Consider the following 17,196-nt stretch of genomic DNA (forward strand, 5'->3'; position numbering starts at 1 on the left):
GTTCAGGCCACTTCGTGATTGGCCAGAAGCTCGAGCGCCTTCACCATCGCCGAGTGGTCCCAGCCGGAGCCGCCGTGCGCCTCGCAGGCGTTGAACAGCTCGCGGCAGGTGGCCGTGTTCGGCAGCGAGACGCCCATCGCGCGAGCCGCGGAGAGAGCGAGGTTCAGGTCCTTCTGGTGCAGGGCGATGCGGAAGCCCGGATCGAAGGTGCGCTTCACCATGCGGTCGCCGTGGATCTCGAGGATCTTGGAGGAGGCGAAGCCGCCCATCAACGCCTGCCGCACGCGCGCCGGATCGGCACCGGCCTTGGAGGCGAAGAGGAGCGCCTCGGCGACCGCCTCGATGTTCATCGCGACGATCATCTGGTTCGCCACCTTGGCGGTCTGACCGGCGCCGACGCCGCCGACGAGCGTGATGTTCTTGCCCATCAACCGGAACAGCGGCTCGATCTTGGCGAAGACCTCGTCCTTGCCGCCGACCATGATCGAGAGCGTGGCGTTCACGGCGCCGACCTGGCCGCCGGAGACCGGCGCGTCGAGATAATCGCAACCGAGCGCCTCGATCCTCGCGGCGTAGTCCTTGGTCTCGATCGGCGAGATCGACGACATGTCGACGACGATCGTGCCCTTCCTCAGGCCCTCGGCGGCGCCGTTCTCACCGAAGAGGACCGCGCCGACGTGCGGGGTGTCCGGCACCATCACGAAGAAGACGTCGACCTCGGCGGCGACCTCCTTCGAGGATCCCTTGGCGATCAGGCCCTTCGCGACCAGTTCGGCGGGAAGCGGCTTCTGATCGTAGGCGACGACCGTGTGGCCGGCGGCCAGGAGATGGCCGGCCATCGGCGTGCCCATGATGCCGAGACCGACGAAACCCAACTTGCTCATGGATGAACTCCTCATGCGCGACGGAGGCGCGCGGGCGACCGTCGTCGTCTTTCGAAAAACGGGAACCAGGGACGGCCTGCTCAGCGATACTTGTCGCGCAGGCCCTGGGTGGCGGCGCGGAAGGCGCCGAGATCGGAGCCGACCGCGACCATGGTCACTCCGGCGTCCAGGTACCGGCGGGCGTCGGCCTCGACGGGCGCGAGGATGCCGGAGGACTTGCCGGCCTTCGCGGCCGCCTCGAACACCCGCGCCATCGCCGCCTGGACCTCCGGATGAGAGGGCCGGCCGAGATGACCGAGCGAGGCGGCGAGATCGGAGGGGCCGATGAAGAGGCCGTCGACGCCGTCGACCGCCGCGATCTCGGCCGCCGCCTCGACGCCGGCCTGATTCTCGATCTGGACGACCACGGCGATCTCGTCGTTCACGGTCTCGAAATAGCCGGGGACGGTGCCGTAGCGGTTGGAGCGCTGAGCGACCGAGACGCCGCGCACGCCCTGCGGCGGATAGCGGGTGGCGGCGACGGCGGCCTTCGCCTCGGCGGCGGACTGCACGAAGGGGATCAGGAAATTGTGGAAGCCGGCGTCGAGCAGGCGCTTGATCAGCACGGTGTCGTTCCAGGCGGGACGCACCACCGGGGCCGAGGCGCTGTCCTTCAGCGCCATCAGCTGCGGGATCAGCGAGAGAACGTCGTTGGGCGCGTGTTCGCCGTCGAGCAGGATCCAGTCGAACCCGGCGAGGCCGAGCACCTCGGTCGAGATCGGGTTGCCGAGGGAACACCACACGCCGATCAGACGCGCGCGCTTCCGGAGCGCGGCGCGGAACGTGTTGGGGAAAGCGGAATAGGGACGCGAATCGGACATCGGTCGAGCCTTCGGTGGAAGCGCCCCGAGGCGCCTGTCGCAGGGTTCGCGAGCCGTCCGGCGACGGTTCGCTCGAACCAAGTCATATGATGACTTGAGGGGACTATAGTCGAGTTCGACCCCGGCGCAAGCCGAATTCGTCGCTGCAGCGCGCAAGAAGCGATCCGTGTGAATCCGCATCATCACTTTGATTTTCCGCACTTTTCCTGATGCTGCATCGCCACGTACGACGGGAACGCTCTTGCCTTCATATGATATGATGTCTTAGTTCACGACGGGTGGTGTCGATCGCCCCGGCGTTTCGATGCTAGGCTGTGCCGCCCGCGCCTCTCGCCGCCCCCGTTCCATCGGATCTCCGTCCATGACGACCGCCTCCGCACCGACCCGCCGCCGTTCCCTCACCGAGGGGCTCGTGGAAAGCGTGACGGCGCGGATCCGATCCGGGGCGCTTCCGCCGGGCAGCCGTCTGCCGACCGAGCCGGAGATGACGGCCGAATTCGGGGTCAGCCGCACGGTGGTGCGCGAGGCGATCTCGCGGCTGCAGGCGGCCGGGCTCGTCGAGACGCGGCACGGCATCGGCACCTTCGTCCTCGATCCGCCGCCGCGCGGCGGTCTCGACACCGGCGTGGTCCTGACGATCCGCGACGTGATCGCGATGCTCGAACTGCGGATCAGCCTCGAGACGGAGGCGGCCGCCCTCGCCTCGCAGCGTCGCGACGGCGCCGATCTCGAGCGGATGACGCGGGCCCTCGCCGACTTCAACCGCGAGATCACCGAGGGGCGCAACGGGGTGGAGGCCGACTTCCGCTTCCACATGGAGATCGCCAAGGCGACCCGCAATCGCTGGTTCGAGACCGTGTTCCACGATCTCGGCACCTCGACGCTGCCGCGCACCCGGCTCGATCTCTCCAACTACGCGACCGAGATGGGCGCCGACTATCTCTCGCGCGTCAATCGCGAGCACGAGGCGATCCTCGAGGCGATCGAGCGCGGCGACGCGGAGGGCGCGCGGGCGGCGATGCGGATGCATCTCACCCAGAGCCGGGAACGGCTGCGGCGGATCGGCGACGCGGTCGCGGCGACCGCCGTCGGGCCGGTGTGAGCCGCGCCGGGGCGGTCGCCCGGCGCGTCAGGTCGTCTCGCGCTCGATGATCTCGAACCCGACGTCGACGATCGGCTCGGCGACATCGCGGCCGGCGAGGCGGGCGAGCAGCATGGCGGCGGCGGTGTCGGCGACGAGCTGCCGGTCGACCCGGACCGACGAGAGGCGCGGCGCGGTGTGGGCGGCATAGTCGAAATCGCCGAAGCCGATCACCGCCACGTCGTCGGGCACCTTCAGCCCTCGGGCGGTGACCTCGGTGACGATGCCGAGGGCGAGCGCGTCGGAGGAGCAGGAGACGGCGCCGCGGAAGCCGGCATCGAGCAGCTCGGCGATGGTCTCGCGTCCCATCTGGACATTGGTGGGCGCCGGCGTCACCCGCCGGATCGGGGCCGCCTCGCCCGCCTTCACGACGGTGTCGATGAAACCTTCGGCGCGCAGCAGGGCGCGCTCGTCGCCGGCGGTGACGACGGCGTGGGCCGGGAAGCCCTTGGGGAGAAGCCGGCGCGCCACCGCCTCGCCGACCGCGCGATGCGAGAAGCCGACCGCCATGTCGATCGGCCGGCGCGAGAGATCCCAGGTCTCGACGACCGGGATCCGCGCGGCGCGGAGCTGGCGGCGGGTCGCGGCGGAGTGGAGGGTGCCGGTCAGATAGAGCGCGTCGGGGCGGCGGGAGAGCACCGCGCGGATCAGTTCCTCCTCGCGCACGGTCTCGGGATAGCCGGAGAGGCCGAGCAGGACCTGATAGCCCTCGACCGCGAGCCGGTCGGCGACGATCTGCACCGTGGAGGCGAACATCATGTGGGCGAGGGTCGGGACGATCGCCGCGACCAGCCGCGTCCGCGAGGAGGCGAGACCGCCGGCCAGCATGTCGGGGACATAGCCGAGCTCGTCGACGGCGGCGCGGACCTTCTCGCGGACCTCCGGCGAGACGGTGTCGGGCTGGTTCATCACCCGGCTCACGGTCATCGCCGAGACGCCGACGCGGCGCGCCACGTCCGAGAGCGTGACGCGACCGCTGCCCGCCCGCGCACTGCGGCGCGGCCGCGGGGCGGCGGAGGGATCGTCTTCGTCGGGCGGCATCTGATCGTGCAAGGTCGGCCTCGAACCGGGCTCGGAAGCTCCGACGCAGGTCGGCCCGAGACGGTGTTGCGACACTAGATGCATCCCCCGGGCGAGGGACACAACGACTTTCGCCGGCCCCCTCGCGCCCCGGGGAAGACGGCGACGGCGGCGACGGCCTCGGGCCGCGCCGCCGTGAGGGCACGCGTGCCGGGCGTTCAGGCGGCCTGGAGCAGACCGCGCGTGTAGCCGAGGCAGAAGGAGAAGAAGCGCTCCCGTCCCGGATCGACGTCGGAGAGCGGCACGTGGTCGGGGCAGAGCACCCCGTCGTAACCGACCTCGCGATAGGCGCGGATCGCCGCCGCCATGTCGACCGTGCCCTCGTCGGGCATGGCCTCGCGGAAGTCGCAGAAGCCGCCGACGATGTTGCGGAAATGGACCATGAAGATCTTCTTCCGCGGTCCGAATTCCCGGATCGCCTCGAGCACCACCGCGTTCGGGTCGGTCGACATCTCGGCGATCGTCCCCTGGCAGAAGTTGAAGCCGTGATACGGGTTCTCCGGAGCGAGGTCGAGGAAGCGGCGCAGGCCGTCCAGCGAGCCGAGGACGTGGTGGACGCCGTTCAGGCCCCCGACAGGATAGGCGGGATCATGGGGGTGGCAGGCGAGGCGGACCTTCGCCTCGGTGGCGGCCGGCAGGATCGCCTCGACCAGGAAGCGAATCGCCTCCCAGCCTTCCGCCTCGGAGATGCCGCCGGCTTCCGAGGCGAGCACTTGACCACCGGCCTCGGCGGTCTTCATGAGGGCCTTCGGCGTGTGGGCGCCGCCGTGGCCGTCCTCAGGCAGCACGGTGCCCCAATAGGAGAAGGCGGCGTCCGCCTCCGGACGATAGGCCTCGGCCTTGAAGGTCGAGCACTTCATGCCGCCACGGCCGTCGGTGACGCCGGTGCGGGTGATGCCGACCATGGCGACGGTGTATTTCACCATGGGGATGCCGGCCGCGCCGGCGGCGCGGATGTTCTGGCGCAGGCGTTCGGCGGTCGCTTCCGCCTCGGGCCGGTCGCGCAGGCTGTCGAGCAGGATCGAGCCGACGTCGAGGGCGAGACCCTCGAGTTTCATGCCGAAGCTCTCGATGCGGGCCTTCTGCGCCTTCAGACGCTCGACGTCCCAGGTGCCGTCGGGGTTGCACACGTCGCGATTGGGACGGGTGTCGATGACGATGCCGCGCGCGCCGAGCTGGGCGGACAGGCGGAGGCGATCGTCGCTCGGATCGATCAATTGTTCGCCGATGTACATGGCGATCCTCTCGGATGGGATGGGTCCGGGGGCGGACCGAAGGGCGCGGCGGGGCCGGGGACCCCGCCGCCGCGGGGGTCATTTCCTGAGTTCCATGCGCTTGATCTCGCCGACCACCAGCAGGTAGCTGATCGCCGCGATCAGGCCGTTCGCCGCCACGAAGACCAGCGCGCCGTTGAAGGAGCCGGTGGTCTGGACGATGTAGCCGATGATGATCGGGGTCGTGATCGAGGAGATGTTGCCGCACATGTTGAAGACGCCGCCGGCGAGGCCGGTGATCTCCTTCGGCGCGCAGTCCGACATGACCGCCCAACCGAGCGCGCCGATGCCCTTGCCGAAGAAGGCGAGCGCCATGAAGAACACCACGACCGGAACCTGATCGGTGTAGTTGCAGGCGACCATCGACATCGACAGCAGCATGCCCATGACGATCGGGGTCTTGCGGGCGACCGACAGGGAATAGCCGCGCTTCAACAGCCAGTCGGAGATGAGGCCGCCGAGAATGCCGCCGGCGAAGCCGCAGATGGCGGGGACCGAGGCGATGAAGCCCGCCTTGAGGATCGACAGTCCGCGTTCCTTGACGAGATAGACCGGGAACCAGGTGATGAAGAAGTAGGTCAGGGCGTTGATGCAGAACTGGCCGATGAAGATGCCGACCATCATGCGGTTGGCGAACATCTGCCGGATGTAGTCCCACTTGGCGCCGTCCTTGGCGGACGCGGCGGCCGGCGCGGGGCTGTCCATGTTCACCAGACCGCCGCCTTCGGCGATGTACTCGCGCTCGGCGTCGTTGACCAAGGGATGGATCGCGGGGGCGCGGACGACCTTGAGCCAGATCGCGGAGACGACGATGCCGAGACCACCCATGAAGCCGAAGGCCCAGGGCCAGCCGGCCGACTGGGTGATCCAGCCCATGATGGGGGCGAAGATCACGGTCGCGAAATACTGGGCCGAGTTGAAGATCGCGGCGGCGGTGGCGCGTTCCTGACGCGGGAACCAGGCGGCGACGGTGCGGCTGTTGCCGGGGAAGGACGGCGCCTCGGCGAAGCCCACGGCGAAGCGCAGCGCGAACAGCACGGCGACGGCGGTGGCACCGGCGAAGAAGCCGACGAAGCCCTGGAGGATGGTGACGAGCGACCAGACGAAGATCGACAGCGCATAGACGACGCGGGTGCCGAAACGGTCGAGCAGCCAGCCGCCCGGCAACTGACCGAGGACGTAGGACCAACCGAAGGCGGAGAAGATGAAGCCCATCTGGGCGGCATTGATGCCGAGTTCCTTCGACAACACCGGGCCGGTGATGGCGAGAACGGCACGGTCGGCATAGTTGACCGACGTGACGACGAACAGCATCACGACGATCCACCAACGGAAATTGGTTCTCTTGATCGCACCGACGGCCGCCGAGGCCGTCTGGTCGAGGGATAGACTGGTCATGCGGGCTCCTCCAGGCATGATGAGGGAAGAGGCGTCTGCCGTCTGCCCCCTCTGGAGAAAACGGCGCGCGTCTATTTTTGGTAGCGCTCCCATCGCCCCTTTCTGTTAGCGCTAACTATTGCCCGAGACAAGTCGGCGTCTCAAAAATTCGAGTAAGCACGAGTCCCTATGCAATCTTTCTCTCGCACGAGCGAAGTCGTTCCGCATATGCGAAGACGAAATACTGCAACGCACTCTCGCGTTGGGTCGGCACGTCCGGCGCGACACGGATCCGCTCGGAACCACTCGGATCCGCGTCCGGGCGCCGCCGGAGGGCGGGCGAAGCCGTCGACGGCGCCCACCGAACGCACGAACGCCCGACGTCGACGACGCCGGGCGCTCTTGGTTCCGGCCCCGCGCGCGGAGCCGGCCTCGGCCGGATGCGGGGTCAGCGCACCAGACAGGGTCGCTTGTTGTCGAAGGTCCATCCGGGGATGAGATATTGCATGGCCATCGCGTCGTCGCGGGCGCCGAGGCAGTGCTTCACGTAGAGTTCGTTGGCGCGGGCCACCTCGTCCGGATCGATCTCGATGCCGAGACCGCCCTTGCGCGGCAGAGCGAGTTTCCCGCCGCGGATCTTCAGCGGCTCCTTGGTCAGGCGCGTGCCGTCCTGCCAGATCCAATGGGTGTCGATCGCCGTCATGTCGCCGGGAACGGCGGCGGCGACGTGGGTGAACATGGCGAGCGAAACGTCGAAGTGGTTGTTGGAATGCGAGCCCCAGGTCAGGCCGAAGGCGTGGCAGAGCTGGCCGACGCGCACCGATCCGGCCATGGTCCAGAAATGCGGATCGGCGAGCGGGATCGAGACGGACTGGAGCAGGATCGAATGGGCCATCTGGCGCCAGTCGGTGGCGATCATGTTGGTGGCGGTCGGCAGGCCGGTGGCGCGGCGGAACTCGGCCATCACCTCGCGGCCGGAGAAGCCGTTCTCGGCGCCGCAGGGATCCTCGGCATAGGCGAGGATGCCGTGCTTGTCGCGACACAGGCGCACCGCCTCCCGCAACGACCAGGCACCGTTCGGATCGAGGGTGATGCGCGCCTCGGGGAAGCGCTCGTGGAGGGCGACGATCGCCTCCATCTCCTCGTCGCCGGAGAGCACGCCGCCCTTCAGCTTGAAGTCCTGGAAGCCGTAGAGATCATGGGTCGCCTCGGCGAGACGGACGATCGCCTCGGGCGTCAGCGCCACCTCGTCGCGCAGGCGGAACCAGTCGTGGGCGCCGTCCGGTTCGGCGCGGTAGCCGAGGTCCGTCCTGGTCCGATCGCCGACGTAGAAGAGATAACCGAGGACCGGAACCTCCTCGCGCTGGACGCCGTCGCCGAGCAGGGCGGCGACGGGCACGCCGAGATATTGGCCGAGCAGGTCGAGCATCGCCGCCTCGATCGCGGTCAGCGCGTGGATGGTCACGCGCAGATCGAAGGTCTGGAGACCCCGGCCGCCGCTGTCGCGGTCGGCGAGCGTCCGGCGCATGGCGTTCAGCGTGTCGTTCCAGCGGCCGAGCGAGGCGCCGACGACCAGCGGCACGGAATCCTCGAGCGCCTTGCGGATCTTCTCGCCGCCGGGGACCTCGCCGACGCCGACGTTGCCGGCGGTGTCGGTCAGGATGACGAGGTTGCGGGTGAAATAGGGCGCGTGGGCGCCCGAGAGATTGAGCAGCATCGAATCCTGCCCGGCGACGGGCACGACGCGCATGTCGCGAACGGTCGGCGTGATCGCGAGGCTCGTCTGCGATACGTGATTCATCATCGTCTCCTCCGGCGACGTTCTTCCGCGTCGCCCGGTCTCGTCGTGAGGCGTCGAACCGGATGGGGACGGGTTCGCGACCTCCTGGGGACGACGGCGCCGGGCGGGGCCGGGGTCGTCGTCGGCGCATTTCTATGTTAGCGCTATCAATGATGATAAATAGCGCCGAACGCCGGGTTTGCCCAGAGGAAATCGCCGATCTCGTACCACTACGGATCGCGGGCGACGGTCGCCGGAGCGGAAGCCCCCCGGCCCGAGGGAGCGCCCGAGGCCCATGCGAAGGTCGCGACGAGACGAGACCGCCGCGCCCTCGGCGAGGACGCGGCGGTCGGGGTTGCATCGAAGGGAGGTGATCCTCACTCGGCGGCGCGGCGGGTCTCTTCGGCGCCGGCCTGCGCCTGGATGGCGGTCAGGGCGATCGTATAGACGATGTCGTCGACGAGGGCGCCGCGCGAGAGATCGTTGACGGGCTTGCGCAGGCCCTGGAGCATCGGGCCGACCGAGACGACGTTGGCCGAGCGTTGGACCGCCTTGTAGGTGGTGTTTCCGGTATTGAGGTCCGGAAACACGAAGACGTTGGCGTGGCCGGCGACGAGACTGTCGGGGGCCTTCTGGCGGCCGACGCTCTCGACGGAGGCGGCGTCGTATTGGATCGGGCCGTCGACGGCGAGGTCGGGACGGCGAGCGCGGACCAGTTCGGTCGCCCGGCGCACCTTGTCGACGTCGGCGCCGGTGCCGGAGGCGCCGGTCGAATAGGAGATCATCGCGACGCGCGGCTCGATGCCGAAGGCGGCGGCCGAATCGGCCGACTGAACGGCGATCTCGGCCAGCTCCTCGGCGGTCGGATCGGGGTTGATGGCGCAGTCGCCGTAGACCAGCACCTGATCGGGCATCAGCATGAAGAACACGCTCGACACGATCGACGAGCCGGGCGCCGTCTTAATCAGCTGCAGCGCGGGCCGCACCGTGTTGGCGGTGGTGTGGACGGCGCCGGAGACCAGACCGTCGACGTCGCCCTCCGCCAGCATCATCGTGCCGAGGACGACCGTGTCCTCGAGGCCCTTCTCGGCCTGGACGGTGGTCAGACCCTTGGCCTTGCGGCGCTCGACCATCGGGCCGACATAGGCCGCCCGGGTCGTCTCCGGATCGAGGATCTCGACGGTGTCGGGCAGATCGATGCCGTGGGCGCCGGCGACGGCGCGGATCGTCTCCGGTCGGCCGAGCAGGACGCAGCGGGCGATCCCCTTCTCGGCGCAGATCGCGGCGGCGCGAATGGTGCGGGGTTCGTCGCCCTCCGGCAGCACGATCCGGCGGTCGGCGGCGCGCGCCGCCTCGACCAGACGGTGGCGGAACACCGGCGGCGGCATCAGCGGCTCGAGCGGCACGTTCAGCCGCGACAGCAGCGGCGAGACGTCCATCTTGTCGGCGACGAAGGCGACGACGCTCTCCATCCGCTCGACGTCGTCGCCGCCGACGTGGCGGGAGAGATTGGCGAGGCGGGTCGCCGTCGTGAAGGTGTCGTCGGTGGTGCCGAGGAGCGGCAGACGATCGAGCGGCGGCGCGGTCAAGAGCGCCTCGATCTCGGGCGCCGGCCGGCCGCCGCAGGTGAAGACGAAGCCGGAGAGCGGCATGCCGCGCTGGGCCACCAGGGCGGTGGCGAGGATCGCGTCGGCGCGGTCCGCCGGGGTCACCACCAGGGTGCCCGGACGCAGGTGGCCGAGCAGCTTCTCCGGCGAACGGGCGGCGACGAGCAGGGTCTCGACCCGCGCCGTCTCGATGTCGCCGCGATGGAAGATCTCGAGATCGAGCCCCTCGGCGACGTCGATGACGCGCGGCGCCGTCAGGCGCGGCTCGGTCGGGATCGCGGCCAGCACCGGCACGGGCACCGGCTGACCCTCGACCTCGAGCACGCCGGCCTCGGCGAGCGCGGCGGCGGTGTCGCGGTCGCACAGGTTGATCAGCACGCCGGCGACGGGGCGGCGGCCGTCGTCGCCGTATTGCTCGATGCCGCCCGAGGTCTTGGCGGCGAGCGCGTCGAGATCGAGCGCGCCGCCGGCGAGCACCGGCACGAGATCGGCGCCGAGCGAGCGAATCAGCTCGCTGTTGAGGCGGGTCGCGATCTGGATGTCGGCGTCGGGAATGAGGCCCTCGACCACCACGACGTCATGGGTGACGCGGATCGTCTCGATCATCGCCACGACCTCCTCCATGAGGTCGGAGAGGCGGCCGGTCCGCACCAGATCCGCGGCGTGATCGAAGGGGATGGGATCGGGGGTGGTGGTGCCGCACAGGGTCCGGGCGAAGTGGCCGGCGAGATCGCGATCGTCGCGGATCGCCTCGGGCTGGACGATCGGCTTGACGAAACCGACCTTCACGCCGGCGTGCTGGAGGGCGCGGACGAGGCCGAGCGCCATCGAGGTGAGCCCGGTCTCGCGCGAGACCGGCACGAGAAAGAAGGTGTGGTGGGTGGGGGCAACGTTCATGCCGGCAGTCCTTGTCCCGTGTCCGTGTCAGACGGCGAGGCGAACGGGGACGTCGGCGATCTCCTCGACCACCATGCCCTCCGCGCCGCCGATCCCGGCGAGGCGCGCCGCGTCCGCGGCGATCAGGCCCTCCTCGTCGGTCGGAACGACGACCGCGACCGGGGGACCGCCCCGCGAGATACGTCCCTCACGACCTCCGACGCAAGTGACATTCGAGGTCTCGTCGAGGTCGAAGCCGAAAGCGGCGAGACGCGCGAGGGTCATGGCGCGGATGCGCGAGGAGTTCTCACCGATCCCGCCGGTGAAGACCACCGCGTCGAGGCGCGGCAGCGAGGTGGCGAGGCCGCCGATGTGGCGGGCGAGGCGGTGGACGAAGACCTCGAGCGCGAGGATCGCGCCGGGATGGCCCTCGTCGGCGGCGGCTTCCAGCGTGCGGCAGTCGCTGGAGAGGCCCGAGAGGCCGAGCAGGCCGCTCTCCTTGTTGAGCAGGGTCTCGATCTCGGCGAGCGAGCGGCCGCCGACCCGGGCGAGGTGAGCGACGACGCCGACGTCGAGGTCGCCGGAGCGGGTGCCCATGACCAGACCCTCGAGCGGGGTCAGGCCCATGGTGGTGTCGACGCTGCGGCCGTCGAGGACGGCGGTCGCCGAGGCGCCGTTGCCGAGGTGGGCGACGACGATGCCGTGATCGTCGGGATCGAGCCCCAACAGATCGACCGCCCGGGCGGAGACGCAGCGATGCGAGGTTCCGTGGAAGCCGTAGCGGCGGATGCCGTGGTCGCGATAGAGCGCCTGCGGCAGCGCGTAGGTCCAGGCGGCCCTGGGCATGGTCTGGTGGAAGGCGGTGTCGAAGACCGCCACCTGGGGCACGCCCGGCAGGGCCTCGAGGCAGGCGCAAAGGCCGATCAGCGCGGCGGGATTGTGCAGGGGCGCCAGAGCCGACACCGCCTCGATGTCGGCGATCACGCGCGGCGTCACCAGAACCGATTCGGTGAAGCGTTCGCCGCCGTGGACGACGCGGTGGCCGATCACGGCGACCCGGTCGAGCAGGGCGTCCTCGTCGAGATGGGCGAAGAGCGTCGCCAGCGCCTCCGCGTGATCGCCACGGACGAGGTCGACGATCGTCTTGACGCCGTTCTCCTTGACGATCAGCCGCGCCTCGGCGAGCCCGAGACATTCCGCGACGCCCGACAGGATCGCCGCGCCGCCGCCGGCCGGCAGGACGGTGAACTTCAGGGAGGACGAACCGGAGTTCACCACGAGGACCAGACGGGGCGAATGAGACATGAGACGGCGCCTTCGAAAGAGGGAGCGAGAGGTCGAGCGACGGCGGTCCGCGCGCCGCCGGCGCGCGGTTTCGATCCCGGCTCGCGGGGATCGGGCGAAGGATCGTGAGCCGGACGGCGCGCCCGGGCGCGCCACACCGGGGGTTCGGGGCGGATCGGTCGATCCGTCGAGGCGGCAACGCCGGCCGTGGCCGTTTCGCCGGGACAGGCCCGCGTCGCGCCGGCCTTCGCGCCCTCGGCGGCGTCCGCGAACGGCCGAGGCGGTGACGTCGATCGACGACATGGGCGAAGACGCCGCCGATCGACCTCACCGGGCGGAGCGATCTCCCCTCACTGGGCTGCCCGGCGACCCGACGTGCCGGGAGATCGTCCTTTCACGAGATATGTTAGCGCTATCATATGATGAGTTCAAGCGCTCGCTCGCCGGAAATCCTACGTCCTGTTCCGGACCCCGGGGTCCTCACCCGAGATGGGACGCGAGGCGCGTGACCCCGAGGCGCGTTCGTGTTCCGAACGGCCGTGCGTGCCGAGCGGCGGCGCGAGCACCGCCGCGACGGTCGCGTGTGCCGGTGGCGAGGCGCCCTTCGCGCCGACAAACCGTCATGCCGAAATCGCATTTCTCGATGTGGTCGATATGCGTTTTTATTCGTACAGACATACCACCTTGGGAGTTGTACGTATCAAGTCATCATATGACTATGACGCCATCCTTTCCGCCTCCCCCGACCGACCCCGGAGATCCCGATGACGCCTTCGTCCCCCGCCTCTCGCCTTCTTGCGACCACCGGCATCGCGCTGGCCCTGATGGTCCTCGCCGCCACCGGCGCCCTCACCGTGGGGGATCGCTCCGCGCAGATGGTGACGGATGCGACCGCGACCTTCTACGGCGCCAGCGGCGCGACGCACTGACCGATCGATCCGACCGAAGGAAGAGGGGGCGCGCCTCGGCGCGGCCCCTCTTTCGTCGTGGGCGGACGCATGGCGCGGCCCTCTTCGGCCGCCTTCAGAAGGCGACGCGGTCGCCGCCCTTGAGAGCGAGCATCTCCCGCGCCTCGGCCGGGGTGGCGATCTCCAGGCCGAGTTCCTCGACGATGCGGCGGATCTTCGTCACCTGCTCGGCGTTGGAGGCGGCGAGGCGCCCGCGTCCGATGTGGAGACTGTCCTCGAGCCCGACCCGGACCGAGCCGCCGAGCATCGCCGCCTGGGTGCAGAAGGGGATCTGATGGCGCCCGGCGGCGAGGACCGACCAACGGTAATCGTCGCCGAAGAGCCGGTCGGCGGTGCGCTTCATGAAGAGGAGATTGTCCGGCTCGGCGCCGATGCCGCCGAGAATGCCGAAGATCATCTGCACGAAGAACGGCGGCTTCACCAAGCCCCGATCGACGAAATGAGCGAGCGTGTAGAGGTGACCGACGTCGTAGCACTCGTGTTCGAAACGGGTGCCGTGATCCTCGCCGAGCATCTTCAGGATGCGCTCGATGTCGCGGAACGTGTTGCGGAAGATGAAGTCGTCGGTGCCGCGTAAGTAAGGCTCTTCCCAGGGGAACTTCCACTTCGTGTAGCGATCGGCCAGCGGGAAGATGCCGAAGTTCATCGAGCCCATGTTGAGCGAGCACATCTCCGGCGCGGCGCGCAAGGGCGCGGCCAGGCGCTGTTCGACGGTCATGTCGAGACTGCCGCCGGTGGTGATGTTGAGGACGGCGTCGCTCGCCTGTTTGATCTGCGGCAGGAAGCGCATGAAGACGTCCGGATCGGGCGTCGGCCGGCCCGTCTCGGGATCACGGGCGTGGAGGTGGAGGATGGCGGCGCCGGCCTCGGCCGCCTCGATCGCCTGGGCGGCGATGTCCTCGGGACGCCAGGGCAGCGCCTCGGACATGGTCGGGGTGTGGATCCCGCCGGTGACGGCGCAGGTGACGATCACCTTGCCGGGGGCGGAGGACTTCTTCGCGGGACTGGTCATGGGTGACCTCCGGATGCGGCCGTTGCGGCGCGGGGGGTGAAGATCGCGCAGAGGGCTCCTACCGGCTCACGACGTTTCGAATGGGTCGAAACATCGTGAGCTCGGTCTCAGATCGCCCGAGCCAGCCACAGCGCGAGGTCGGGGAAGAGGATCAGCAGGACGATCAGCAGGATCGGCGCGAGCAGGAACGGCAGCACGCCGGAATACATGTCGCGCAGCGGGATCTCCGGCGACTGGGCGCGGATCACGAAGAGATTCATGCCGATCGGTGGATGGATCAGGCCGATCTCCACGACGATCACCAGGACGACGCCGAACCAGATCGGATCGTATCCGTTGGCGACGACGAGCGGCAGGAAGACCGGCACGGTCACCAGCACCATGCCGATACCCTCGAGGAAGCAGCCGAGCAGGACGTAGACCACCACCAGGAGCACCATCACCGCCGTCGGCGAGAGGCCGGTGCCGCCGATCCAGCCGACGAGGCTCTGGGCGATCGAGGTCTGCACCACGAAATAGGAGAAGATCGTCGAGCCGATCACGATGAGGACGATGTTCGCCGTGATGCGCGCCGTCTCGCCGAGACCGTCGAGGATGCCGCGCGTGCTCAGCGTCCGCCGCCACAGACCGAGGAGCAGAGCGCCGAAGGCGCCGACCGCCGCCGCCTCGGTCGGCGAGAACCAGCCGAACCAGATGCCGCCGAAGGTGACGGCGAAGAGGATCGACACGTCCCAGACGCGGACGAGGAGACGCGCGGTCTCGCTGAGACCGCCTGCCGGGATCGCCGGCGCCGCCTTCGGGGCGAGGCGCGTCCAGACGAAGACGATCGCCACGTAGAAGAGGGTGAGGAGCACGCCCGGCACCACCGCCGCCATGAAGAGGCGGATCACCGACAGCTGGGCGATGATCGCGTAGATCATCAGGATCAGCGACGGCGGGATGAGGATGCCGAGCGTTCCGCCCGCCGCGACCGCGCCGGCGGCGAGGCCGGGCGAATAGCCGTTGCGCAGCATTTCCGGGATCGAGATCCGCCCCATCGTCGCGGCGGTCGCGACCGAGGAGCCGCAGACCGCGCCGAAGGCGGCGGACGCGCCGATCGCCGCCATGGCGAGCGAGCCGCGCGTCGAGGCGAAGACGGCATTGGCGGCGCGAAAGAGATCGCTCGACAGACCGGCGAAGGTGGCGAGCGCCCCCATCAGGGTGAAGAGCGGCAGGACCGACAGGGAATAGGCCGAGGCGAGCTCGAGCGGCACCGCGCCGAAGACGAACATCGCCTTGGTCGTCCCCTCGAGCGCCACGTAACCGAAGAAGCCGACGAGGCCGAGCGCCACCCCGACCGGCACGCGGGCGAGGATGAGGCCGAGGAGCGAGGCCATGCCGAGGAGGCCGATGGTCGAGCCCGTCATCGCGGCCCCTCCCCTTCCGCCGACGCCGGGGTGCCGGACGCGCCGAAGAGGCGCGCGCGCAGGCCGCGCAGCACCTTCAGCGCGACGACGACGGTGGCCGCCACCAGCGCCACCTCGATCGCCGCGACCAGCGTCCAGATCGGGATCGGCAGATCCGGTTTGACGTCGCCGAAGCGCCAGGCGTCGGCGAGCGGGGTCGCCAGGGTCACGACCAGGAGGCCGAGAAAGCACGCGGTCGCGAAGTCGCCGAAGATCGCGAGCCAGGCCACGCTGCGCTTGCCGACGCGGTCGTCGAGAATGTCGACGCGGATCATCTCGTCGCGGGCCATGCAGTCGGCGAGGGCGAAGAAGGCGACGAGGACGAGCAGCGTCTCGACCAGCGCCACCGTCCCGTCGAGGGCGCGATGGGCGACGGCGCGGAGCACCACGTCGGCGATCGTCCAGAGCATCATCATCGCAAGGGCGAGGGCGCCGACCAGCGTGAGGGCACGGGGGAGCCCCCCGTAGCCGGTGCGCGAGGGACGGTTCATGGCACGCCCGCCGCGACGCGGGCCACGAGTTCGTCGCGGAAGGCGCGCAGCTCGCCGGCGCGGCCGCCGGCGCCGGCGAGAACCTTCTCGGCGACCCCGGCCGTGGGCTTGCGGAAGGCGTCGGCCTCCGCCGCCGTCGGATCGACGATCGCCACGCCACCCGTCGCGACATGGGCGCGGCCGGACGCCTCGGCGTCGTCATAGGCCTTGCCGACGCGGCGGGCGGCGGCGACGCCGGTCGACTCGTCGATCAGCTCGGCGAGGTCGGACGGCAGCGACGCGTACTTCTTCTCGTTCATGACGAGGCCGAAGGTCGCGGCGGTGGCGTTCAGGACCGTCACCGAGCGCAGACTGCGCGCGAGCTGGAAGGCCTGGGCGGCCTCGAAGTTGAACATCATGCCGTCGAGCGTGCCCTTGTCGAGGGCGTCGGCGACCTCCGACGGCGGCATCGCCACCGGGCTCGCGCCCCAGGCGGAGACCATCGCGGAGGTGATCGGCCCGTTGTGGCGCAGGCGCAGGCCGGCGAGGGCCTCGGGTGCGCGCACCGCGGGCTTGTGCAGGAAGACGCCGACCGTCGGCGAGGCCAGCACGTAGAGGATGCGCGTGCCCGCGTGTTCCTCGGCGAGGCGGCCGGCGAGCGAGGTCATCACGCCCGACGCCTCCGAGACCGACAGGGCGCGCCGGCCCTGATCGGTCTCGCGATCGAAGACATAGGGCAGTTGCGCCACTTCCGTGAGGGGGAAGCGGCCCGGCAGCGCGCCGTGGAGGAAGAAGGAGATGTCGGCGACGCCGGTCCGGGCGAGATCGAACTGGCGCGGCAGCGGGCCCATCTGTCCGGCCGGATAGACCGTCAGCCGAAGCCGCCCGCCCGACTTCCGGCCGAGCTCCTCGGCCCAGCGGACGAGTTCCTTCTGGATCGTATGGTTGGGCGGCAGATAGTGCGAGACCTTGAGCTCGATGGTCTCGGCGCGCGCCGGAGCGGCGCCCGTCAGCATCGCGGCCATGGCACCGCCCGCCGTCGCCGCGAAGCCTCGCCGCGTCATCCCTGAATGGTTCATCGTCCTCTCCCCGGTTCGGCGCCGTTCTCGGTCTTCGCCGTTCTTCTCGTCGTGTCCGT

The 17,196-nt window shown here is 69.6% G+C and carries 14 protein-coding genes; 2 read left to right on the forward strand and 12 right to left on the reverse strand.

Annotated elements, in window-relative coordinates; translation table 11 throughout:
- Positions 1-2 precede the first annotated feature (2 nt).
- Positions 3-899, reverse strand: coding sequence for a 2-hydroxy-3-oxopropionate reductase (locus J3S89_RS01195; protein ID WP_338019798.1), 897 nt, complete (start codon positions 897-899; stop codon positions 3-5).
- 65 nt (positions 900-964) lie between these two features.
- Positions 965-1,744, reverse strand: coding sequence for a 2-dehydro-3-deoxyglucarate aldolase (gene garL, locus J3S89_RS01200; protein ID WP_217925648.1), 780 nt, complete (start codon positions 1,742-1,744; stop codon positions 965-967).
- 361 nt (positions 1,745-2,105) lie between these two features.
- Between garL and J3S89_RS01205 the strand changes: the two genes are divergently transcribed.
- Complete coding sequence (locus tag J3S89_RS01205; RefSeq protein ID WP_217925649.1) at positions 2,106-2,846, forward strand: FadR/GntR family transcriptional regulator; 741 nt, start codon at positions 2,106-2,108, stop codon at positions 2,844-2,846.
- A 27-nt stretch (positions 2,847-2,873) separates the two neighbouring features.
- Here J3S89_RS01205 and J3S89_RS01210 read toward each other — a convergent pair whose 3' ends face one another.
- The 6 genes from J3S89_RS01210 to J3S89_RS01235 all read right to left on the reverse strand — a co-directional run bounded on the left by J3S89_RS01210 (position 2,874) and on the right by J3S89_RS01235 (position 12,184).
- Positions 2,874-3,938 carry a LacI family DNA-binding transcriptional regulator gene (locus J3S89_RS01210; RefSeq protein WP_217925650.1) on the reverse strand — a complete coding sequence of 355 codons (1,065 nt, stop codon included), beginning with the start codon at positions 3,936-3,938 and terminating at the stop codon, positions 2,874-2,876.
- Between the two features lie 185 nt (positions 3,939-4,123).
- The gene (locus J3S89_RS01215) at positions 4,124-5,200 is read right to left on the reverse strand and encodes a mannonate dehydratase (protein WP_217925651.1); all 1,077 of its coding nucleotides are present in this window, start codon (positions 5,198-5,200) and stop codon (positions 4,124-4,126) included.
- A gap of 78 nt (positions 5,201-5,278) precedes the next feature.
- Positions 5,279-6,730, reverse strand: a complete 1,452-nt coding sequence (locus J3S89_RS01220) for an MFS transporter (RefSeq protein ID WP_217925652.1) — start codon at positions 6,728-6,730, stop codon at positions 5,279-5,281.
- Positions 6,731-7,064: 334 nt separating this feature from the next.
- Positions 7,065-8,420 carry a glucarate dehydratase gene (gene gudD, locus J3S89_RS01225; RefSeq protein WP_420801329.1) on the reverse strand — a complete coding sequence of 452 codons (1,356 nt, stop codon included), beginning with the start codon at positions 8,418-8,420 and terminating at the stop codon, positions 7,065-7,067.
- Between the two features lie 353 nt (positions 8,421-8,773).
- A complete protein-coding gene (pta, locus tag J3S89_RS01230; RefSeq protein WP_217925654.1) occupies positions 8,774-10,900 on the reverse strand; it encodes a phosphate acetyltransferase in 2,127 nt (708 codons plus the stop codon).
- A 27-nt stretch (positions 10,901-10,927) separates the two neighbouring features.
- Complete coding sequence (locus J3S89_RS01235; RefSeq protein ID WP_217925655.1) at positions 10,928-12,184, reverse strand: acetate/propionate family kinase; 1,257 nt, start codon at positions 12,182-12,184, stop codon at positions 10,928-10,930.
- 743 nt (positions 12,185-12,927) lie between these two features.
- Here J3S89_RS01235 and J3S89_RS01240 point away from each other — a divergent pair.
- On the forward strand, positions 12,928-13,092 hold the full coding sequence (locus J3S89_RS01240; protein ID WP_217925656.1) for a hypothetical protein: 165 nt from the start codon (positions 12,928-12,930) through the stop codon (positions 13,090-13,092).
- Between the two features lie 94 nt (positions 13,093-13,186).
- Here the strand turns inward: J3S89_RS01240 and kce are convergent, their stop codons facing one another.
- The 4 genes from kce to J3S89_RS01260 form a co-directional block, all read right to left on the reverse strand.
- A complete protein-coding gene (kce, locus tag J3S89_RS01245) occupies positions 13,187-14,143 on the reverse strand; it encodes a 3,5-dioxohexanoate:acetyl-CoA acetone transferase (RefSeq protein ID WP_217925657.1) in 957 nt (318 codons plus the stop codon).
- Between the two features lie 107 nt (positions 14,144-14,250).
- Positions 14,251-15,549, reverse strand: a complete 1,299-nt coding sequence (locus tag J3S89_RS01250) for a TRAP transporter large permease (protein WP_217925658.1) — start codon at positions 15,547-15,549, stop codon at positions 14,251-14,253.
- On the reverse strand, positions 15,546-16,079 hold the full coding sequence (locus J3S89_RS01255) for a TRAP transporter small permease (protein WP_217925659.1): 534 nt from the start codon (positions 16,077-16,079) through the stop codon (positions 15,546-15,548). Before J3S89_RS01255 ends, J3S89_RS01250 begins: the two co-directional genes overlap by 4 nt.
- Positions 16,076-17,137, reverse strand: a complete 1,062-nt coding sequence (locus J3S89_RS01260) for a TRAP transporter substrate-binding protein (protein WP_217925660.1) — start codon at positions 17,135-17,137, stop codon at positions 16,076-16,078. The genes J3S89_RS01255 and J3S89_RS01260 overlap by 4 nt, the downstream gene beginning before the upstream one ends.
- Between the last annotated feature and the right edge of the window lie 59 nt (positions 17,138-17,196).

Origin of the sequence: Pinisolibacter aquiterrae, from assembly GCF_019160155.1 — a bacterium.
In the GTDB taxonomy this organism is placed as follows: Bacteria; Pseudomonadota; Alphaproteobacteria; order Rhizobiales; family Ancalomicrobiaceae; genus Pinisolibacter; species Pinisolibacter aquiterrae.